The 15,032-nt window shown below is 72.7% G+C and carries 16 protein-coding genes and 1 riboswitch; of the genes, 9 read left to right on the top strand and 7 right to left on the bottom strand.

Translation table 11 applies throughout. The annotated features are described in order from the left end of the window. On the bottom strand, positions 1-426 hold a 426-nt coding region (locus APR03_RS23900; protein WP_253839812.1), incomplete at its 3' end, for an RNA polymerase sigma factor. A 117-nt stretch (positions 427-543) separates the two neighbouring features. Further along, complete coding sequence (locus APR03_RS23905) at positions 544-765, bottom strand: hypothetical protein (RefSeq protein ID WP_253839814.1); 222 nt, start codon at positions 763-765, stop codon at positions 544-546. A 592-nt stretch (positions 766-1,357) separates the two neighbouring features. On the opposite strand from APR03_RS23905, the gene APR03_RS23910 reads away from it, so the two are divergent. Continuing rightward, a complete protein-coding gene (locus APR03_RS23910) occupies positions 1,358-3,244 on the top strand; it encodes a leucine--tRNA ligase (protein ID WP_253839815.1) in 1,887 nt (628 codons plus the stop codon). A gap of 6 nt (positions 3,245-3,250) precedes the next feature. Here the strand turns inward: APR03_RS23910 and APR03_RS23915 are convergent, their stop codons facing one another. Then, positions 3,251-4,090, bottom strand: a complete 840-nt coding sequence (locus APR03_RS23915; protein ID WP_253839816.1) for an ion transporter — start codon at positions 4,088-4,090, stop codon at positions 3,251-3,253. A 205-nt stretch (positions 4,091-4,295) separates the two neighbouring features. Here APR03_RS23915 and APR03_RS23920 point away from each other — a divergent pair, with 205 nt between their 5' ends. Both APR03_RS23920 and APR03_RS23925 read left to right on the top strand, forming a co-directional pair. Then, positions 4,296-4,562, top strand: coding sequence for a GlsB/YeaQ/YmgE family stress response membrane protein (locus tag APR03_RS23920; protein WP_253839817.1), 267 nt, complete (start codon positions 4,296-4,298; stop codon positions 4,560-4,562). Then, the gene (locus tag APR03_RS23925; protein WP_253839818.1) at positions 4,559-5,482 is read left to right on the top strand and encodes a hypothetical protein; all 924 of its coding nucleotides are present in this window, start codon (positions 4,559-4,561) and stop codon (positions 5,480-5,482) included. The genes APR03_RS23920 and APR03_RS23925 overlap by 4 nt, the downstream gene beginning before the upstream one ends. Positions 5,483-5,516: 34 nt before the next feature. Here the strand turns inward: APR03_RS23925 and APR03_RS25385 are convergent, their stop codons facing one another. Continuing rightward, a complete protein-coding gene (locus tag APR03_RS25385; protein WP_308216540.1) occupies positions 5,517-6,251 on the bottom strand; it encodes a C40 family peptidase in 735 nt (244 codons plus the stop codon). Position 6,252: 1 nt separating this feature from the next. Further along, positions 6,253-6,417, bottom strand: a riboswitch (cyclic di-AMP (ydaO/yuaA leader). Between the two features lie 196 nt (positions 6,418-6,613). Here APR03_RS25385 and APR03_RS23935 point away from each other — a divergent pair. Both APR03_RS23935 and APR03_RS23940 read left to right on the top strand, forming a co-directional pair. After that, positions 6,614-7,507: a hypothetical protein gene (locus tag APR03_RS23935; RefSeq protein ID WP_253839819.1), complete on the top strand. Its 894-nt coding sequence runs from the start codon at positions 6,614-6,616 to the stop codon at positions 7,505-7,507. A gap of 136 nt (positions 7,508-7,643) precedes the next feature. Beyond that, on the top strand, positions 7,644-8,705 hold the full coding sequence (locus APR03_RS23940) for a S8 family serine peptidase (protein WP_253839820.1): 1,062 nt from the start codon (positions 7,644-7,646) through the stop codon (positions 8,703-8,705). Positions 8,706-8,774: 69 nt separating this feature from the next. On the opposite strand, the gene APR03_RS23945 is transcribed toward APR03_RS23940, so the two are convergent. After that, a complete protein-coding gene (locus APR03_RS23945) occupies positions 8,775-9,461 on the bottom strand; it encodes a C40 family peptidase (RefSeq protein ID WP_253839822.1) in 687 nt (228 codons plus the stop codon). A 347-nt stretch (positions 9,462-9,808) separates the two neighbouring features. Then, positions 9,809-10,270 (bottom strand): SRPBCC family protein, encoded by a 462-nt coding sequence (locus APR03_RS23950; protein WP_253839824.1) that lies wholly within the window; start codon positions 10,268-10,270, stop codon positions 9,809-9,811. A gap of 48 nt (positions 10,271-10,318) precedes the next feature. On the opposite strand from APR03_RS23950, the gene APR03_RS23955 reads away from it, so the two are divergent. From APR03_RS23955 to APR03_RS23965, 3 genes are all read left to right on the top strand, one after another. Continuing rightward, positions 10,319-11,428 carry a DNA glycosylase AlkZ-like family protein gene (locus APR03_RS23955; protein ID WP_253839826.1) on the top strand — a complete coding sequence of 370 codons (1,110 nt, stop codon included), beginning with the start codon at positions 10,319-10,321 and terminating at the stop codon, positions 11,426-11,428. A gap of 83 nt (positions 11,429-11,511) precedes the next feature. Continuing rightward, a complete protein-coding gene (locus APR03_RS23960) occupies positions 11,512-12,006 on the top strand; it encodes a GNAT family N-acetyltransferase (protein ID WP_253839886.1) in 495 nt (164 codons plus the stop codon). 87 nt (positions 12,007-12,093) lie between these two features. Next, the gene (locus APR03_RS23965; RefSeq protein WP_253839827.1) at positions 12,094-13,284 is read left to right on the top strand and encodes a cytochrome P450 family protein; all 1,191 of its coding nucleotides are present in this window, start codon (positions 12,094-12,096) and stop codon (positions 13,282-13,284) included. Between the two features lie 47 nt (positions 13,285-13,331). On the opposite strand, the gene APR03_RS23970 is transcribed toward APR03_RS23965, so the two are convergent. After that, on the bottom strand, positions 13,332-14,615 hold the full coding sequence (locus tag APR03_RS23970) for a cytochrome P450 family protein (RefSeq protein WP_253839828.1): 1,284 nt from the start codon (positions 14,613-14,615) through the stop codon (positions 13,332-13,334). Between the two features lie 109 nt (positions 14,616-14,724). On the opposite strand from APR03_RS23970, the gene APR03_RS23975 reads away from it, so the two are divergent. Continuing rightward, a complete protein-coding gene (locus APR03_RS23975; RefSeq protein WP_253839830.1) occupies positions 14,725-14,976 on the top strand; it encodes a hypothetical protein in 252 nt (83 codons plus the stop codon). Positions 14,977-15,032 lie beyond the last annotated feature (56 nt).

The following is a 15,032-nucleotide window of genomic DNA, read 5'->3' on the forward strand; positions in this document are numbered from 1 at the left end:
GCCCAGGCCGGTGGCGATGTCGGTGACGGCCTTGTCGTGCACGTGGCGGTCGAACAGGAGCTGGCGGTCCTCGTCGGCCAGGTCGGCCAGGGCGGTGCGCAGCATGGTGACGTCGGCCTGGCGTTCGGTGTCCAGCTCGGCGCCGTGGGCCGGTGGGGTCAGGTCCTCGAGGGTGTCGTCCTGGACGGGGGTGGTGCGGCCGGCTTCGCGGGTCATGGAGATGGCTTCGTTGACCGCGGCGCGTCGCCAGTAGGGGGCGGGGTCGGTGATGGTGGCGCCGGTGGTGTGCAGGCGGACCATCTTCTCCAGGGCGCGGCTGGTGGCTTCCTCGGCGTCGATGCCGGGTACGCGGGCGGCGACCGAGCGCACGACGTTCCGGCGATGCACCACCCAGTCGTCGATGCGGAGGTCACCGGTGGTCGTCACGCGGCCTTGCCCCTCTCTGCGCATAGTGTCCCGTTTTGACTCGCTGGCCAATGATCGCACCAGGTCTCCGCTTTCGCACATGTCGTCGGAATTGGACATCGGTCGTTTCACCGGCGCTCACCTGCGGCCGCTCGAGAACGCGGTGGACACGGCGTCGAGGCCCTCCGGGCCGGCCGTCGCGTGGATCACCGCGAGGGCGACCTCGCAGGTCGCGGCGATGAGATCGCTCGCTCCCCAGGCGTCGGCGAGCCGGTACAGCTTCACGGCATCGCCCTCGGCATACGCACGCAGATATTGGGCGCCCAGACGAACGAGTTCGGGGTGCTCGGTGTGTTCCATGCCCCCCTGACGCGCGAGCTCTCCGGATGTCACAGCACTTGAGGAAATTTCTTCGATTGCTCCCGTCCTGTCCGGTTGGGCCCCGTCTGACGGCCTGTTGGGGACGGTAGATGCCTCGGGCAGCAGTTCGCCGTGCATCCGGATCCCGTTTCCGGTAAGCCTGTGAACAGGCCGTATGAATCTGCATCGAGAAGTGCTGTGACTTCCGGGACGTGCGCGCGTCTGAGCTGTGACGCGGACGAAGTTCGGACCTCGCTGGGGGCGGGCCGAGCTCCGGCGCGTCGGCGGGACCCGTGGTTCGGAGTGCGCTGGGGGCACGCCGAGCCACGGGCTCCCGTCCACCGGCGCGGGCGCCGGCTCGGACCTCGCTGGCGGCGGACCGAGCCGGTGCTCGCCGTCGGGCCGCCCACCCCGCCCGGACCTTTACCCGGCTGCCCGGCCCCCGTATCGTGGTGCCATGCGCACCGCACGCTCGCTCCTTACCTAGCCGTACCGGTCCCGCCCCTCGATCGGGCACACCCGGTACGGCCGCCCCTCCCTGCGAGGGGCTTTTTCGTGCCCGGACCCGATCGACGCACCGGAGCGAGAACCCATGAGCGACATCCACGCCACCACTCAGGCCACTGCCGCCGACCCCACCGGGCCGGGCGCGTTCGAGGCCGCCGACGACGGCACCCGCCCCCGCCGCTACCTGCTGACGATGTTCCCGTACCCCTCGGGGGACCTGCACATGGGTCACGCCGAGGTGTTCGCGATCACCGACGTCGTGGCCCGCCACTGGCGGGCCAAGGGCTTCGACGTGCTCAACCCCGTGGGCTGGGACTCGTTCGGCCTGCCGGCCGAGAACGCAGCGATCCGTCGCGGCGAGCACCCTGCCGTGTTCACCGAGGCGAACATCGCCACCCAGGCGGCGTCGATCCGGCGCTACGGCGTCTCGTTCGACTGGTCGCGGCGCCTGCACACCCACGAGCCCGGGTACTACCGGTGGACGCAGTGGCTGTTCGCGCGGCTGCACGAGCGTGGCCTGGCCTACCGGGCCGAGGCGGACGTCAACTGGTGCCCCGCCGACCGCACGGTGCTGGCCAACGAGCAGGTGGTCGACGGCGCGTGCGAGCGCTGCGGCACCACCGTCGTGTCCCGCAGCCTGACGCAGTGGTTCTTCCGGATCACGGCGTACGCGGACCGGCTGCTGGACGACATGTCCCTGCTGGAGGACGGCTGGCCGCCGCACGTGCTGACCATGCAGCGGAACTGGATCGGCCGCGAGCCGGGTCCGCACGGCCCGACCTACCGCCTGCACGACTGGCTGGTGTCGCGGCAGCGCTACTGGGGTGCGCCGATCCCTGTCGTGCACTGCCCGGCCTGCGGGGAGGTGCTGGTGCCGGACGACCAGCTGCCCGTGGAGCTGCCCCACCTGGAGGGTGCGGCGCTGGTGCCGGGGGACGTCTCGCCCCTGGCCGGGGCCCGGGACTGGGTGCGGACGACGTGTCCCCGCTGCGGCGGGCCGGCCGAGCGGGACACGGACACCATGGACACGTTCGTGGACTCGTCCTGGTACTTCCTGCGCTACCTGTCGCCCGGGTACGACGGCGGCCCCTTCCGCCGCGAGGACGCCGCCCGCTGGATGCCCGCCGCGCTGTACGTGGGCGGCGTGGAGCACGCCACCATGCACCTGCTGTACGCGCGGTTCGTCACCAAGGTGCTGTACGACATGGGCCTGGTGCCGTCGCCCGAGCCCTACGCCCGGCTGCTGAACCAGGGGCAGGTCATCAACCGGGGCAAGGCGATGAGCAAGTCGCTGGGCAACGGCGTCGACCTGGCGACGGAGCTGGACGCGCACGGCGTGGACGCCGTCCGCCTGGCGATCCTGTTCTCGGGGCCGCCGCAGGACGACGTCGACTGGGCCGACGTCTCGCCCGAGGCGATGCGCCGGTTCCTGACCCGGGCCCTGCGGCTGGCGGAGACGCCCGGCCGGGCCGGAGCCGCCGGCGCGGCGGGCGACCCGGCCGCCCTGCGCCGCGCGGTGCACCGCGCCGTGCACGAGGTCGACGAGCTGGTCGAGGACGGGCGGTTCAACGTGGCGATCGCCCGCCTGATGGAGCTGGTGGGGGAGGTCCGCCGGTCGGCGGTGGCGGGGCCGGAGCGCGCGGAGGCGGTCGCGGCGGTCGCCGTGCTGCTGAGCCTGTTCGCCCCGCACGCCGCGCAGGAGCTGTGGGAACGCCTGGGCCGGACGACGCCGGTCGCGGACCGGCCGTGGCCCGAGGTCGACCCGGCACTGCTGGTGGTGTCCGACGTCGAGGCCGTGGTCCAGGTGGGCGGCAAGGTCCGGGACCGGCTGACGGTGGGCGCCGACGTCACCGCCGAGGCGCTGGAACGGGCGGCGCTGGCACGGCCCGCCGTCGCCCGCGCGGTCGGGGACCGGGTGGTGCGGCGGGTCGTGGTGCGGCCGCCGCACCTGGTCAGCGTGGTGCTGGGCTGAGGGGGCCTAGCCGGCCGTGGGGCCGCCGTCCTCGTCGAGCCTCGTGCGCAGCGCGCGGAGCTCGTCGAGGATCTCCCGGTTCTGCGCCGCGAGGGCGTCGAGGCGCTCGTCCTTCTGCGCGTCGTCCTGGCGCTCCTCCTCGGAGATCTCCTCCATGCCGCTCACGATCACCGCGATGAAGAGGTTCAGCACCGCGAAGCTGACCACCAGGATGTAGAGCACGAAGAAGATCCAGGCGGAGGGGTGCTCGGTCATCACGGCGCGCGCGATGTCGGGCCAGGCCTCGCCCGTCATGGCCTGGAACAGCGTGAACAGCGTGGTCCACAGGTCGCCGAAGTACTCGGGGGCCGTCCTGCCGAACAGGCCGGTCGCGATCACCGCGGACACGTACATGACCAGCACGAGCAGCGCGCCGACGGCGCCCATGCCCGGCACCGCGCGCAGGAGGCCGTCGACCACCCGGCGCAGCGCCGGTACCGCCGAGACCACCCGCAGCACCCGGAGCACGCGCAGCGCACGCAGCGCGGACAGGGACTCCGTGGCCGGCAGCAGCGCGACGCCGACCACGGCCAGGTCGAAGACGGCCCACGGGTCGCGGAAGAACCGCCAGCCCGTGGCCACGAGCCGCAGCAGGAGCTCGACCACGAAGAAGGCGAGCATGACGTGGTCGACGGTGCGCAGCACCTCCAGTGCCGCTCCGGTCACCATCGTCTCGGCGCCGAGCACGAGGGCGTTGGCGAGGATCACGCCGAGCACGAGCCGGGTGAACCAGCGCTGCTCGAGGAACGCCCGGAGCCGGTCCCGCCAGGTTCGCCGCCCTGCGAGCGCGCCGATCTCCTGGTCCATGCGTCGTCATCTCCTCACGTGCCCGGGACCGCCCGGCCCCGGTCTCCCCCACTCGTGCCCGGGCGAACTATAGCCCGTGGACGTCATGACCCTCTTGTACGCAATGTCCCGATATAACCGTGATTCGGCGGGTCCGGTGGCAAGTCGGAACGATCAGTGCTGGAGTAGAGGTCAAGCAAGCCGAACAACTCTGGAGGAAAACGCCATGGGCTTCTGGGCCTTTCTCATCCTCGGACTGATCGCGGGCGTCATCGCCCGAATCATCCTCCCGGGCAAGCAGCCGGGCGGGTTCTGGGTCACGCTGCTCCTGGGCGTGCTCGGCGCCATGCTCGGTGGCTGGCTCGGCGGGCTTCTCTTCAACGTCAGCTTCGACGAGTTCTGGTCGTGGCAGAGCTGGCTGTTCTCGGTGATCGGCGCGATCATCGTCATCCTGATCGTGCAGGCGATCTTCGGCCGGCGTCAGAAGGCTTGATCGCAGCATCCGGCGGCCGCGCCGTCACCGTCGTCCTCGTGACGGCGGTGATCGGCGCGGCCGCCGTCGCGTGCACGGCGGGCGGCCCGGCGACGTCGTCCACCGCCGGCCCGGTGCCCGACGACGTCGTCGCGCACCTCTCCGTCGACGTGGCCCAGGGACGCGAGCAGTACGCCGCGCGGGAGGTCCGGCTCGAGGTGGCCAACGACTCCGCCGAGACGCTGACGCTGCTGTCGGGAGCGCTGGACGCCGACGGCTTCGGGCCGTCGCACCCGGCCAAGGAGGGGCGCGAGCTGGTGCTGCGGCCGGGGACGACGCGCGCCGTGTACGTCGGGCTGGGCGATCCCGTGTGCACGGGGGCGACGCGGCGTCCGGCGTCCGCCACCGTGACGCTCGCCCTCGGTGCGGGCGACGGCCGGGGTCCGGCCACCGACGTCGTCGTCGACGAGGTGGGCGATCCCGTGGGGCATCTCGCGCGCAACCACGAGGCCGACTGCGCCCGGGCCGCCGTCGCGGCGGGAGCGCACCTGTCCGTGGACCGCGAGGTCCGCGTGGAGACGCGCGACGGGGTGCCGACCGCGCTGGTCACCCTGCGTGTCGAGCCGGTGGACGGCGGTCCGCGGGTGACGATCGACCGGATCGCCGGGACGACCCTCATGAGCAACCCCGAGCCGGCGGACGGAGCCTCCGGCTGGACGGGCCGGGACCTGGCGGGGCAGAGCTCCGGCGTCGTGGTGCTCGCCGTCGTGCCGGCCCGGTGCGACGTGCACGCCGTGGCCGAGGACAAGCGCGGCACGTTCCTGCCCGTGTCGGCGACGGTCGACGGCGATCCCCAGCCCACGGTCCACGTGCCGATGCCTGATGCCGCGCGCTCCGCGTTCTACGACTTCGTCGGAGACCACTGCGCCTGGCCGGAGTGATCCGACCAGGCGCAGCGAGGGAGTGCGGGGTGCGTCAGGCGACGCGGACGAACGTCGGGCTGTTCTGCCACATCTCGGTGTAGCGGACGGGCATGCCGGCGGCCCAGGCCTCGATGATCATGCCGTCGCCGGCGTAGATGGCCACGTGGCCCGGCGTCCAGACGATGTCGCCGGGCTCGGGGTAGGTCACCTGGTAGCCGGCGCCGAGCAGCGCACCGGACGAGTGCGGGAGCGAGTAGCCGAGCTGCGCGTACACGTACTGGACCAGGCCCGAGCAGTCGAAGCCCGCGGACGGCGAGGCGCCGCCCAGCACGTACGTGATGCCGAGGTAGTTGAGCGCGATGTTGACGGCCTGCGTGCCGACCGGGACCGGGTCCGGCGCGTCGACCGAGACGACGGCGGGGCCGTCGCCCTTCTCGCCCTCGGCGCCTGCCGAGGCCCCGAGGACCTCCATCTCCATCGGCATCTTCGCGTCGACGGGGACGGTCACGGTGGGGGCGGCGGCGAGGGACTGCTTGGCCACGGCGGTGAGGGACTGCAGGTCCGTCGCGTTGAGCTTGGCGGTCTTGACGTCCGTCTTGAGGTCCATCGCGGGCGCCGCGTGGGCGGTGGTGGCGATGGTCGAGATGAGGACGCCGCCTGCGGCGGCGGCGAGGGCGCCACGGCGGGCCACGGTGCCTGCGTTCTCGGTGGCGGTACGAGCGAGGATGGTCAGCGGAGTCTGAGCGGGCCGGCTGTCGCGATGCCGGCCGCGGGTGGAGTTCGTCACCTAATGTCTCCTGTACCGCCTACGAGGTCAGCTGTCGGGTTCGGGTAGGAGTACTCACCCGGCCGCACGGCTACTGGGGGGTTCCGTCCGGCTTCACCCCGAGGACGACGATCCTGCTGTCGCCCGGAAGTGGGTCCCCCGCTCCTGTCTTGAACGTCTGGTCATGAGCCGGTGACAGGACTCGGCGTCCGACTCACGACTCCACCGATGCGGTGGAGCAGAAGTCAAAGTACACACCTTCACCGAAAAAGTCACGATCGGGTTACGCATTACGGTCTGACCCAACGAAGGCGCAGATTTACGCCCTTCCGGTCTTCTTGCGTTATGACCGACTTCACGTAAATCCGCTACGGTGCGGCGGCATGGGCGACAGCGAGCATCGGATCTCCGCCTGGTGGGTGGTTCCCCTCAGTGCACTCGCCTGGTGGGCGGGAGGCTTCCTCCCGTGGATCGCGCAGGTGTCGTACGAGGTCACAGGCCTGGCCGAGGGCGCGACGGCGGGAGTGCGCGGATTCCTCCCGCTGCCCTTCACCGGTGACGACGCCGTGGTCGGCCTCGTCGTGATGGCGCTCGTCGGCGGTCTTCTCGCGGGTGCGCTGGCGCGCGTCCCGGCGTCGGCCGGTGCGGGCGCGGGTGCCGCGATCGGCGGCGCGCTCCTCGCCATGGCGGCCACCGGCGGCTCGTCCTGGTGGCTCGTGACGCGCGGCGGCCTGCCGGACGACGGGGCCCCGCTCGGCATGCTCGTCGTCACGGGCGTCGCCGGCCTGGTCGGCCTCGGCGCGGGCCTCCTGGCCGGGCTCGGCCCCGCCCCGCTGCGCGGGCTCGCGCTCGCGCTGCCCGTGGTGCTCCTCGACGCCTGGTTCTGGGGCTTCGTGCCAGGGCATCCCGTGGCACCCGTCGGCACCTGGTGGGTCTTCGCCGTCGCGCTGGGCATCGCGTTCGGTCTTGCCGTGGACAGCAGGCCCATCGAGCTGCTCGGGTGGCTGCCCACCGCGGGTGCGGTGTGGGTGCTCCAGGCCGCCGGACCGGCGCTGCTGGCCGTCCAGGAGAACATCTGGCCCGGGTCGCCGCTGTCCGAGGACCCGCTGTCCGCGGTGGGTGTCGTCTGGAGCGAGATGGCCCCGGCGGCGATCGCCTCCGAGGGGCACCAGCTCGGCGCCTGGGTGGTGGCCCTCCTGCTGGGCGCCGCCGTCGCGGCACTGCGCCTCTCCCGGGAGGCGTCGGACGAGGCCGAGCTCTCCGAGGCGTGGGCCTGAGGGTCGCAGCTGATTGCGATTGGGTAAATTTTCACCCCCGCGGCTCCCTCGAGTCTGTCCGGGCCTAGTCCGATACTCCTAGGTTTGCCCCAGTTCGGGGGCAATCCAGCCCTCGTGCGACCACTGGGGGCTTGATATGAGAAGGAAGAAACTCGTCGACGCCGCGGGCACCGCGGCGCTCGCCGTGGCCGTGCTGCTGGCGATGGCGCCGGGCGCGCACGCCGCCACCAGCGACCCGCTCCGGGGCAAGCAGTGGGGCCTGGACCAGGTCGACGCGGAGGCCGCCTGGCCCGTCACCACCGGCAAGGGTGCGGTGGTGGCGGTGGTCGACACCGGTGTCGATCTCGAGCAGCCCGACCTCGCGGGGCAGCTGTTGCCGGGTGCCACCTTCACGGGGTGCGCGGACGTCCGCCCGTGCGGCAACGGGGACTTCCGGGGGCCGGACGGCAGGAACGACGGCGACGAGCACGGGACGCACGTGGCAGGCATCGTCGCCGCCGCGGCGGACAACGGCATCGGTGTCGCGGGGGTGGCGCCGGGCGCCAAGATCCTCCCGGTCAAGGTGCTCGAGGCGGGCTCCGGCTCGTCGCAGGACATCGCGGACGGCATCCGGTGGGCCGCGGACCACGGCGCCGACGTCATCAACCTCTCGCTCGGCACCGCGCCGGGCGGGCAGCTGCTGACGATCATCGGCATCGACACGCTGATGCGGGACGCCATCACGTACGCGCGGCAGCAGGGCGCGCTCACCGTGGCGGCGGCCGGCAACTCCTCGACGCCGCTGTGCAGCGACCCGGCGTTCACCAGCGTCGCGATCTGCGTGGGGGCCACCGACTCGGCGCGCATCCACTCCTACTACTCGGAGCTGCCGATCAAGCTCGACCTGAAGAGCGTCTCGGCGCCCGGCGGTTCGGGCGGCCTGACGGGCTGCGACGGCGACGTCTGGTCCACCGTGCCGGTCGGTACCGGGTCCGACACGTGCGGCGGCGGCAGCTACGACTCCTACGCGGGCACGTCCATGGCCACGCCGCACGTGGCCGGCGTGGCCGCGCTCCTGTTCAGCCAGGGCCGGAGCGTGACGGAGGTGGAGAGCGCCATCCTCCACACCGCGCGCGACCCGCTGCTGGGCCTGGTCGGGGTCTGGACCCCGCTCTACGGCTACGGCATCGTCGACGCGGCGGCGGCCGTGGCGTACTGACGGCCGGACCGCTCGCGTGTCAGACGCACAGGTCGCCCGAGCGGCCTGTGCGTCTGACAGGTGGAGGGATCAGTAGGGGCGGATATAGACCGCGTAGTCCTGCCACTGGGCGGTGTGGCGCACCGGGGTGCCGTAGTTCGCGGCCTCGACGACCATGCCGTCGCCCGCGTACAGCGAGACGTGGCCCTGGGTCCACACGATGTCGCCGGGGATGGGCGACGCGACCTGGTAGCCCGCCGACACCATCGAGGACGACGAGTGCGGCAGGTGGATGCCGAGCTGGGCGTACACGTACTTGATCAGCCCCGAGCAGTCGAAGCCCGAGGACGGCGACTCGCCGCCGTACGTGTAGGCGATCCCGATGTACTGCATGGCGATCGCGACGGCCTGGGCGCCGATCGAGCCGTCGGACGCGTAGTCCGGCGTCGCGGGCGCCTCGGTCTCCGTGGCCGTCGCGGCCGGCTCGGTGTACGAGGTGGTCTCCACGACAGGCTCGGGCTCGGGCTCCGGAGCGGGGGTGACCTTGACGGCCTTGCTCTCGATCCGCAGCTTCGCGTCGCTCGCGACCTGCACGGCGGGTGCGGTCGGCACCTCGTGACGGGTCTCCTGCGTCAGCGTCGTCTTGTCGACGCTCGCCAGGCGGTGGGAACCGTCTCCCGCGACGGCGTGTGCGCTGGGTGCGAGGGCCGTCGCAAGAAGTCCGGACGATGCCGCGATCAGCGCGCCCGAGCGGGCGGCCGTACGGGTCACGGTCATCAGGGGAGTGCTGGGAGCATGAACGGCGCGGTGTCGGCCGCGTCGGACGGTGGTACTCACCGAAGTTCTCCAAGTCGCCGGTCTCGCGGGCCCGTACCCGTCGGAGGAATGGGGCCCGTGGCTGCGCCTCCGGTGGCGCAACGGATCCGACGCTACATACGGGTCACCACTCTGTCTCGATCAGATAACGGTTGTTGTGAAGTATCGAGGCGCGCAAAGCCCGGGTAACTTTTCTCCCGAATGCGTTTTCGCAGCGTAAGGGTCAATCTTGGGCCAGAAATGACGCTCTGGCGGCCTTGTGGAAAGGTCGCAGGAAATGATGTGACACGCCGGTAGCGAGCGGCGTGTCAGCCCTTTTCCCGGGCCAGGCGCTCCGCCTCGGCCCTGAGACCCGCCAGCTCGGCGTCCACCAGCTCGCGCATCCGGGAGCCGAGCGCGAGGTTGGTCAGCCCGGCCAGCATCCCGCTCTGGGCCACGACGAGCGTCACGTCGCACGCCTCCGCGCCGTCGCTCCCGGCGCCGGGTAGGGGGGAGACGAGGTGGGCCGCCCCTGTGCGGACACCGGGCGTGCTGCTCGACCACGAGAAGCTGCGCCCGTCGGTCAGGCCGTCCACCTCCCACGTCGCGCGCGGCAGGCCGGGCTGCTCGATCTCCACCCGGGCGCCGAGCGCCAGCGCCGAAGCGTCGAGGAGCGTCACGCGCGTCATCGACCGCGTCCAGGAGGGCATGCGCTCGACGTCGGACAGGACCTGCCACACGACGACGGCGGGAGCGTCGACGCGTGCGCTGGTGCGATAGGCGTGGGCCACCGCCCCAGGCTACGGGCTCGTGTCGGTGCCGTTCCGTATCCTCGCCGCATGGCCCCTCACCGGCTCACCGTCCAGCAGGCCCGGCGCGTCATGCTGCGCGCCCAGCTGCTGGAGGCGCACCGCCCGGTGGACCTGGTGCACCTGGTGGAGGACCTCACGTTCCTCGCGGTGGACCCGACGTCGGCGGTGGCGCCCGCCGTGGACCTCGTCGCCTGGTCTCGCCTGGGCGGCTCGTACTGGCCCGGCGCGGTGGACGATGCGGTCGCCGACCGCATGCTGTTCCAGCTTCGCGGCACCGTGCGGTCGATGGGCGACCTGCCCCTCTACCTGGAGCAGATGGCCCGCTGGCCGCAGAACGAGACGATGCGGCAGTGGCTCGCCGACAACGCCGCGTTCGAGCGCGAGGTGCTGGCCCTGGTCGAGGCTGAGGGGCCGGTGCTCGCCAAGGATGTGCCCGATACCGCCCGCGTGCCGTACACGTGGGGCGCCGACGGCTGGAGCAGCCGCCGCAGCGTGGCCGAGATGCTCGAGGCGCTCAACATGCAGGGCAAGCTCGCGGTCGTCGGGCGCAAGGGCCGGCAGCGGCTCTGGGACCTCGGCGAGCGCGTGTACCCGCGCGTCGACCCGGTGCCTCTCGAGCAGGCGCTCGAGGAGCGGACCGGCCGCCGGCTGGCGGCCGAGGGCATCGCGCGGCGCCGGGTGCAGGGCCGGTCGGGGGACGGCGCCTGGTGGGTGGACCTGCCTGGCGAGCCGGTGGAGGTCGAGGGTGTCGACGGCGAGTGGCGCGTGGACCCCGAGCTGCTGGAGCACGCCGACGACCCGTTCGAGCCCCGCACCGCCCTGCTGTCCCCGTTCGACGCGACCGCCGCCGACCGGGCCCGTCTCCTGGACCTCTTCGGCTACGAGTACGTGCTGGAGATGTACAAGCCCCGGGCCGCGCGGCGCTGGGGCTACTTCGCGCTGCCGATCCTGCACGGCGAGCGGTTCGTGGGAAAGCTCGACGCCAAGGCGGACCGGAAGAAGGGCGTGCTGGACGTCTTCGCGGTGCACGAGGACCTGCCGTTCGACGGCGCCACCATGGACGCCGTGCACGCCGAGATCGAGGCGCTCGCGACCTGGCTCGGGCTGGGCCGCGTCGACTACGCCCGGGACGCGTGAGCATCACCCGACCACTATCTGGTTGAAACTTTCACGAATCCCGGGCGCGTCGACAGGCGGCTATCATCCGCGACGTGACATCGATGACGATCGACCTGGTGCCCGTCGACGACGACGTGCTCGAGGCGCTGCTCGCGGTAGCCGTGGCCGAGGCCCGGCCCGACGAGGTGCTGCCCCCGGCGCCCGGTGTGGCAGCGCCCGGGTGGACCGCCCCGCACCACGACGCGTTCCGCGAGTACCACCGGCGGTGCCGGGTGAACCTGCACGCGCCGGTGCCCGAGGTGACCTGGGCGGTCACGGCCGACGGCCGGATCGCGGGCGCCGCGCGCCTGGCCCTGGTCGACGACGACCCGGGGGCCCGGGAGGTCGGCCTCTGGCTCGGCCGGTCGCATCGCGGGCGGGGCATCGCGGGCGAGGTGGCCTACTGGGCCATGGCGGCGGCGCGGACGATGGACGCCGAGCGGCTGGTCGCCCGTCCGGCGCCGGGCGACGCCCCGGCCCGGCGGTCGCTCGAGCGCATCGGCTTCGAGCTCGCGGAGCGCGACGGCACGCTCGTCGGCACCCTCGCTCTGCCCTGAGGTCGCGGCCACGGGACGTCATGGACAAAGCGGGCATCTCAGCAAAGACTGTGCCGGTTCGTCCGGTCGTCGTCGTGAGGAGAGCTCGTGGAAACCCTGGTGCTGGATGCTGCCGGCAGGGCGCCGTTGGAGGAGGTCGCGCGGCTGCGTGCGCGGGGTCCCGTGACCCGGGTGGGGCTGCCGGGCGGCGTGGAGGCGTGGGCCGTCACGGACCTGGCGCTGCTGCGCCCGATGCTGGTGGACCCGCGGATCTCCAAGGACTCGCACCAGCACTGGACCGCGCTCGTCGACGGTGAGATCACGCGGGAGTGGCCCCTGTTCACGTGGGTCACCAGCAAGTCCATGTTCAACTCGTACGGTGCCGAGCACCGGCGGCTGCGCAAGGTGGCCGCACGCGCGTTCACGGCGCGCCGCACGCGGGCCATGCAGCCGAAGATCGAGGCGGCGACGGCGGGTGCGCTGGACCGGCTCGCGGACGCGGGGGCCGACGGCGCGGTGGTGGACCTGCGCGAGCAGTTCGCCTACCCGATCCCGATCGAGGTCATCTGCGACCTGCTCGGCGTGCCGGACGAGCACCGCGACGACATGCGGCACTACGCCGACGTGCTCATGGACACGAGCGCGACGGCGGAGGACGCCCTGGCGACCCAGATGGCTCTGCGCGCGCTGATCGTCCAGCTCGTCGAGGCCAAGCGCGACGCGCCGGGCGAGGACCTGACCAGCGTGCTGGCCGCGGAGCTCCCGGCCCTGGAGGCGGCGGGCACCGCCCAGCTCGGCCTGATCGCCGGGCACGAGACCACGGTGAACCTGCTGGCCTCGGCCGTGCGGCTGCTGCTCACCCACCCGGACGCGCTGGCCGCGGCACGGGCGGGCGAGGTCACGTGGGCGGCGGTGGTCGACGAGACGCTGCGCGTCGCCCCGCCCGTGGTCTACATCCCGCTGCGCTTCGCCGTGGAGGACCTCGAGCTCGGCGGCGTGCGGATCGCCCAGGGCGACCCGATCATCGCGGTGTTCGGCGCACCCGGGCGGGATCCCGGCCTGCACGACCGGCCGGAGGTCTTCGACCCGGCCCGTGCGGACCACACCCATCTCGCGTTCGGCGCGGGGGCCCACCACTGCCCGGGGGAGCCCCTCGCCCGGCTGGAGGCCGAGATCGCCCTGCCCGCCCTGTTCGAGCGCTTCCCCGGCCTCCGGCTCGCCGACCCGGACGGCGACCACGGCGCGGTGCCCGGCTTCGTCGCGAACGGTCCGGTCCACCTCCCGGCACTGCTGTCCTAGTCGACGAACGAGCCGACGAACGAGCCGGGCCGACGGCCCGGCCCGGCTCACTCGTCGATCTCGCCGTTCACCGTCGCGCGCCGGTAGCTGACGGGCATCCGCGCCGGGTGCCGTACCCAGGGCGACGGCGCCCACGGCAGCCCCTCGTCCGGCACGTGGAGCGTCACGTCCATGTTGCGCAGCAGCTCGTCGACCGCGACCCCGGCGATGAGCCGGGCCTGGCGCGGGGCCGGGCACCGGTGCAGGCCGGTGCCCCACGACAGGTGGGCGCGGTTGTCCACCTGGTCCCACGGGTCGTCGGTGTGCACGGACGGGTCGGCGTTGGCCGCGGCGATCGACAGCACGAGGGCGTCGCCCTTGCGGATGAGCCGCCCGCCCAGCTCGACGTCGTTGCGCGCGAACCGCAGCGCCGGGGACTGCGCGATGGGCGACTCGCGCCAGAGCACCTCGTCGAGCGCGCCGTCCAACGTGATCCGGCCGCCGGCCACACGGGCGCCGAGCGTCGGGTCGGACAGCACGAGGTGCACCGTCTGCGTGATCCACGCCGTCAAGAAGATCGCGGCCGCGTGCATGGGCACCACCGCGCTGGCCGCGATCTCGCCGTCGTGCGCGAAGTTGGGATGCACCGCCATGTGGGCGATCAGGTCCCTGCCGCCGTGCGCGCGCCGCTCGGTGATGTGCTCGAGGATGGTCCCGGCGACCCGCCCCTGCGCGGCGGCCACCTCGTCCCCGTCGCCGACGACGACCTTCGCCGAGTCGGTCATGAGCCGGCCGCCGGTCTCGAGGTCGAACCCGAGCAGCGTCGTCATCGCGAGGAACCCGGCGGGCTGGCAGTAGGCGCGCACGAGGTCGGTGGTCCCGGAATCGCCCATCCGGTCGATGATCCGCTCGCACATGTCCTTGGTCTGCTCGCGGACGCGGCGCTCGTCCAGCGCGGACAGGGCGTCGTCCAGCGGCTCGCGCAGCCGACGCCGCTCCTCGCCGTCGTGGTGGAAGGACGCCGGACGGGGCTCGGCGGGCGCGAAGGTGGAGATCGCGGTGCCCGGCGGCAGCAGGTCCTCCTCGTTCCAGCGCCAGGTGCGCGGGTCCTTGGCGAACTGCGCCTCGGAGCGCATCACGTGGCACATCTCCTGGTGGCCCATGACCAGCCAGCCGGGCACGACGTCGTCGCCCACGCTCTCGATCTCGACCGGTGCCACCGGGCCCCACTGGGCGTGCAGGGCGGCGTAGGCCGCCTCCTGGTCGGGGCTGCTGGTCAGCGCCGTCAGGGAGACCAGCCCCGAGAGATCCTCCAGCGCGACCGATTCGTCCTGAATTATCCGCTGAGCCATGGCTGCATCCGACCACACCGACCCCGTGCACGGGAAGGGTTCCCGGTATCGACTCGAACTCGGACCTCGAAGTGGTGTGACATCGGGGCGGTCCGCGCGTCCTGAGGGCATGACACAGACGACGCAGACCAGGCGCACGACCTACGGCCTCGCCTCCAACCCGTCGGAGTGGGCCGCGCACCGCCGCGCGGTCGTCTTCTCCGTGCACCGCCTGTACCCCGGTGTGGACGCCGAGCGGGCCGCGACCGAGGGGCTCGGCGAGCTGTGCCGCCAGATCGTGGTGCACGGTGCGGTCGACCGGCCCGCCGTGGTGTGGTGCGAGGCCGCCGTCGCGGCGGCCGCCCGGATGCGCGCCGCATGAACCGGCGGTGGTGCGTCCCCGCCCCGGCCCTGCGGCCGCACCCGCGGCTGTCGGAC

The sequence above is a fragment of the Promicromonospora thailandica genome (assembly GCF_024171955.1).
Taxonomy (GTDB): Bacteria; Actinomycetota; Actinomycetes; order Actinomycetales; family Cellulomonadaceae; genus Promicromonospora; species Promicromonospora thailandica.

What these genes read in the sequence shown, in the direction of transcription:
- APR03_RS23905 (WP_253839814.1), bottom strand. Translation starts at nt 765, where the DNA reads ATGGAACACACCGAGCACCCCGAACTCGTTCGTCTGGGCGCCCAATAT.
- APR03_RS23910 (WP_253839815.1), top strand. Translation starts at nt 1,358, where the DNA reads ATGAGCGACATCCACGCCACCACTCAGGCCACTGCCGCCGACCCCACC.
- APR03_RS23915 (WP_253839816.1), bottom strand. Translation starts at nt 4,090, where the DNA reads ATGGACCAGGAGATCGGCGCGCTCGCAGGGCGGCGAACCTGGCGGGAC.
- APR03_RS23920 (WP_253839817.1), top strand. Translation starts at nt 4,296, where the DNA reads ATGGGCTTCTGGGCCTTTCTCATCCTCGGACTGATCGCGGGCGTCATC.
- APR03_RS23935 (WP_253839819.1), top strand. Translation starts at nt 6,614, where the DNA reads ATGGGCGACAGCGAGCATCGGATCTCCGCCTGGTGGGTGGTTCCCCTC.
- APR03_RS23940 (WP_253839820.1), top strand. Translation starts at nt 7,644, where the DNA reads ATGAGAAGGAAGAAACTCGTCGACGCCGCGGGCACCGCGGCGCTCGCC.
- APR03_RS23945 (WP_253839822.1), bottom strand. Translation starts at nt 9,461, where the DNA reads ATGACCGTGACCCGTACGGCCGCCCGCTCGGGCGCGCTGATCGCGGCA.
- APR03_RS23955 (WP_253839826.1), top strand. Translation starts at nt 10,319, where the DNA reads ATGGCCCCTCACCGGCTCACCGTCCAGCAGGCCCGGCGCGTCATGCTG.
- APR03_RS23960 (WP_253839886.1), top strand. Translation starts at nt 11,512, where the DNA reads ATGACGATCGACCTGGTGCCCGTCGACGACGACGTGCTCGAGGCGCTG.
- APR03_RS23970 (WP_253839828.1), bottom strand. Translation starts at nt 14,615, where the DNA reads ATGGCTCAGCGGATAATTCAGGACGAATCGGTCGCGCTGGAGGATCTC.
- APR03_RS23975 (WP_253839830.1), top strand. Translation starts at nt 14,725, where the DNA reads ATGACACAGACGACGCAGACCAGGCGCACGACCTACGGCCTCGCCTCC.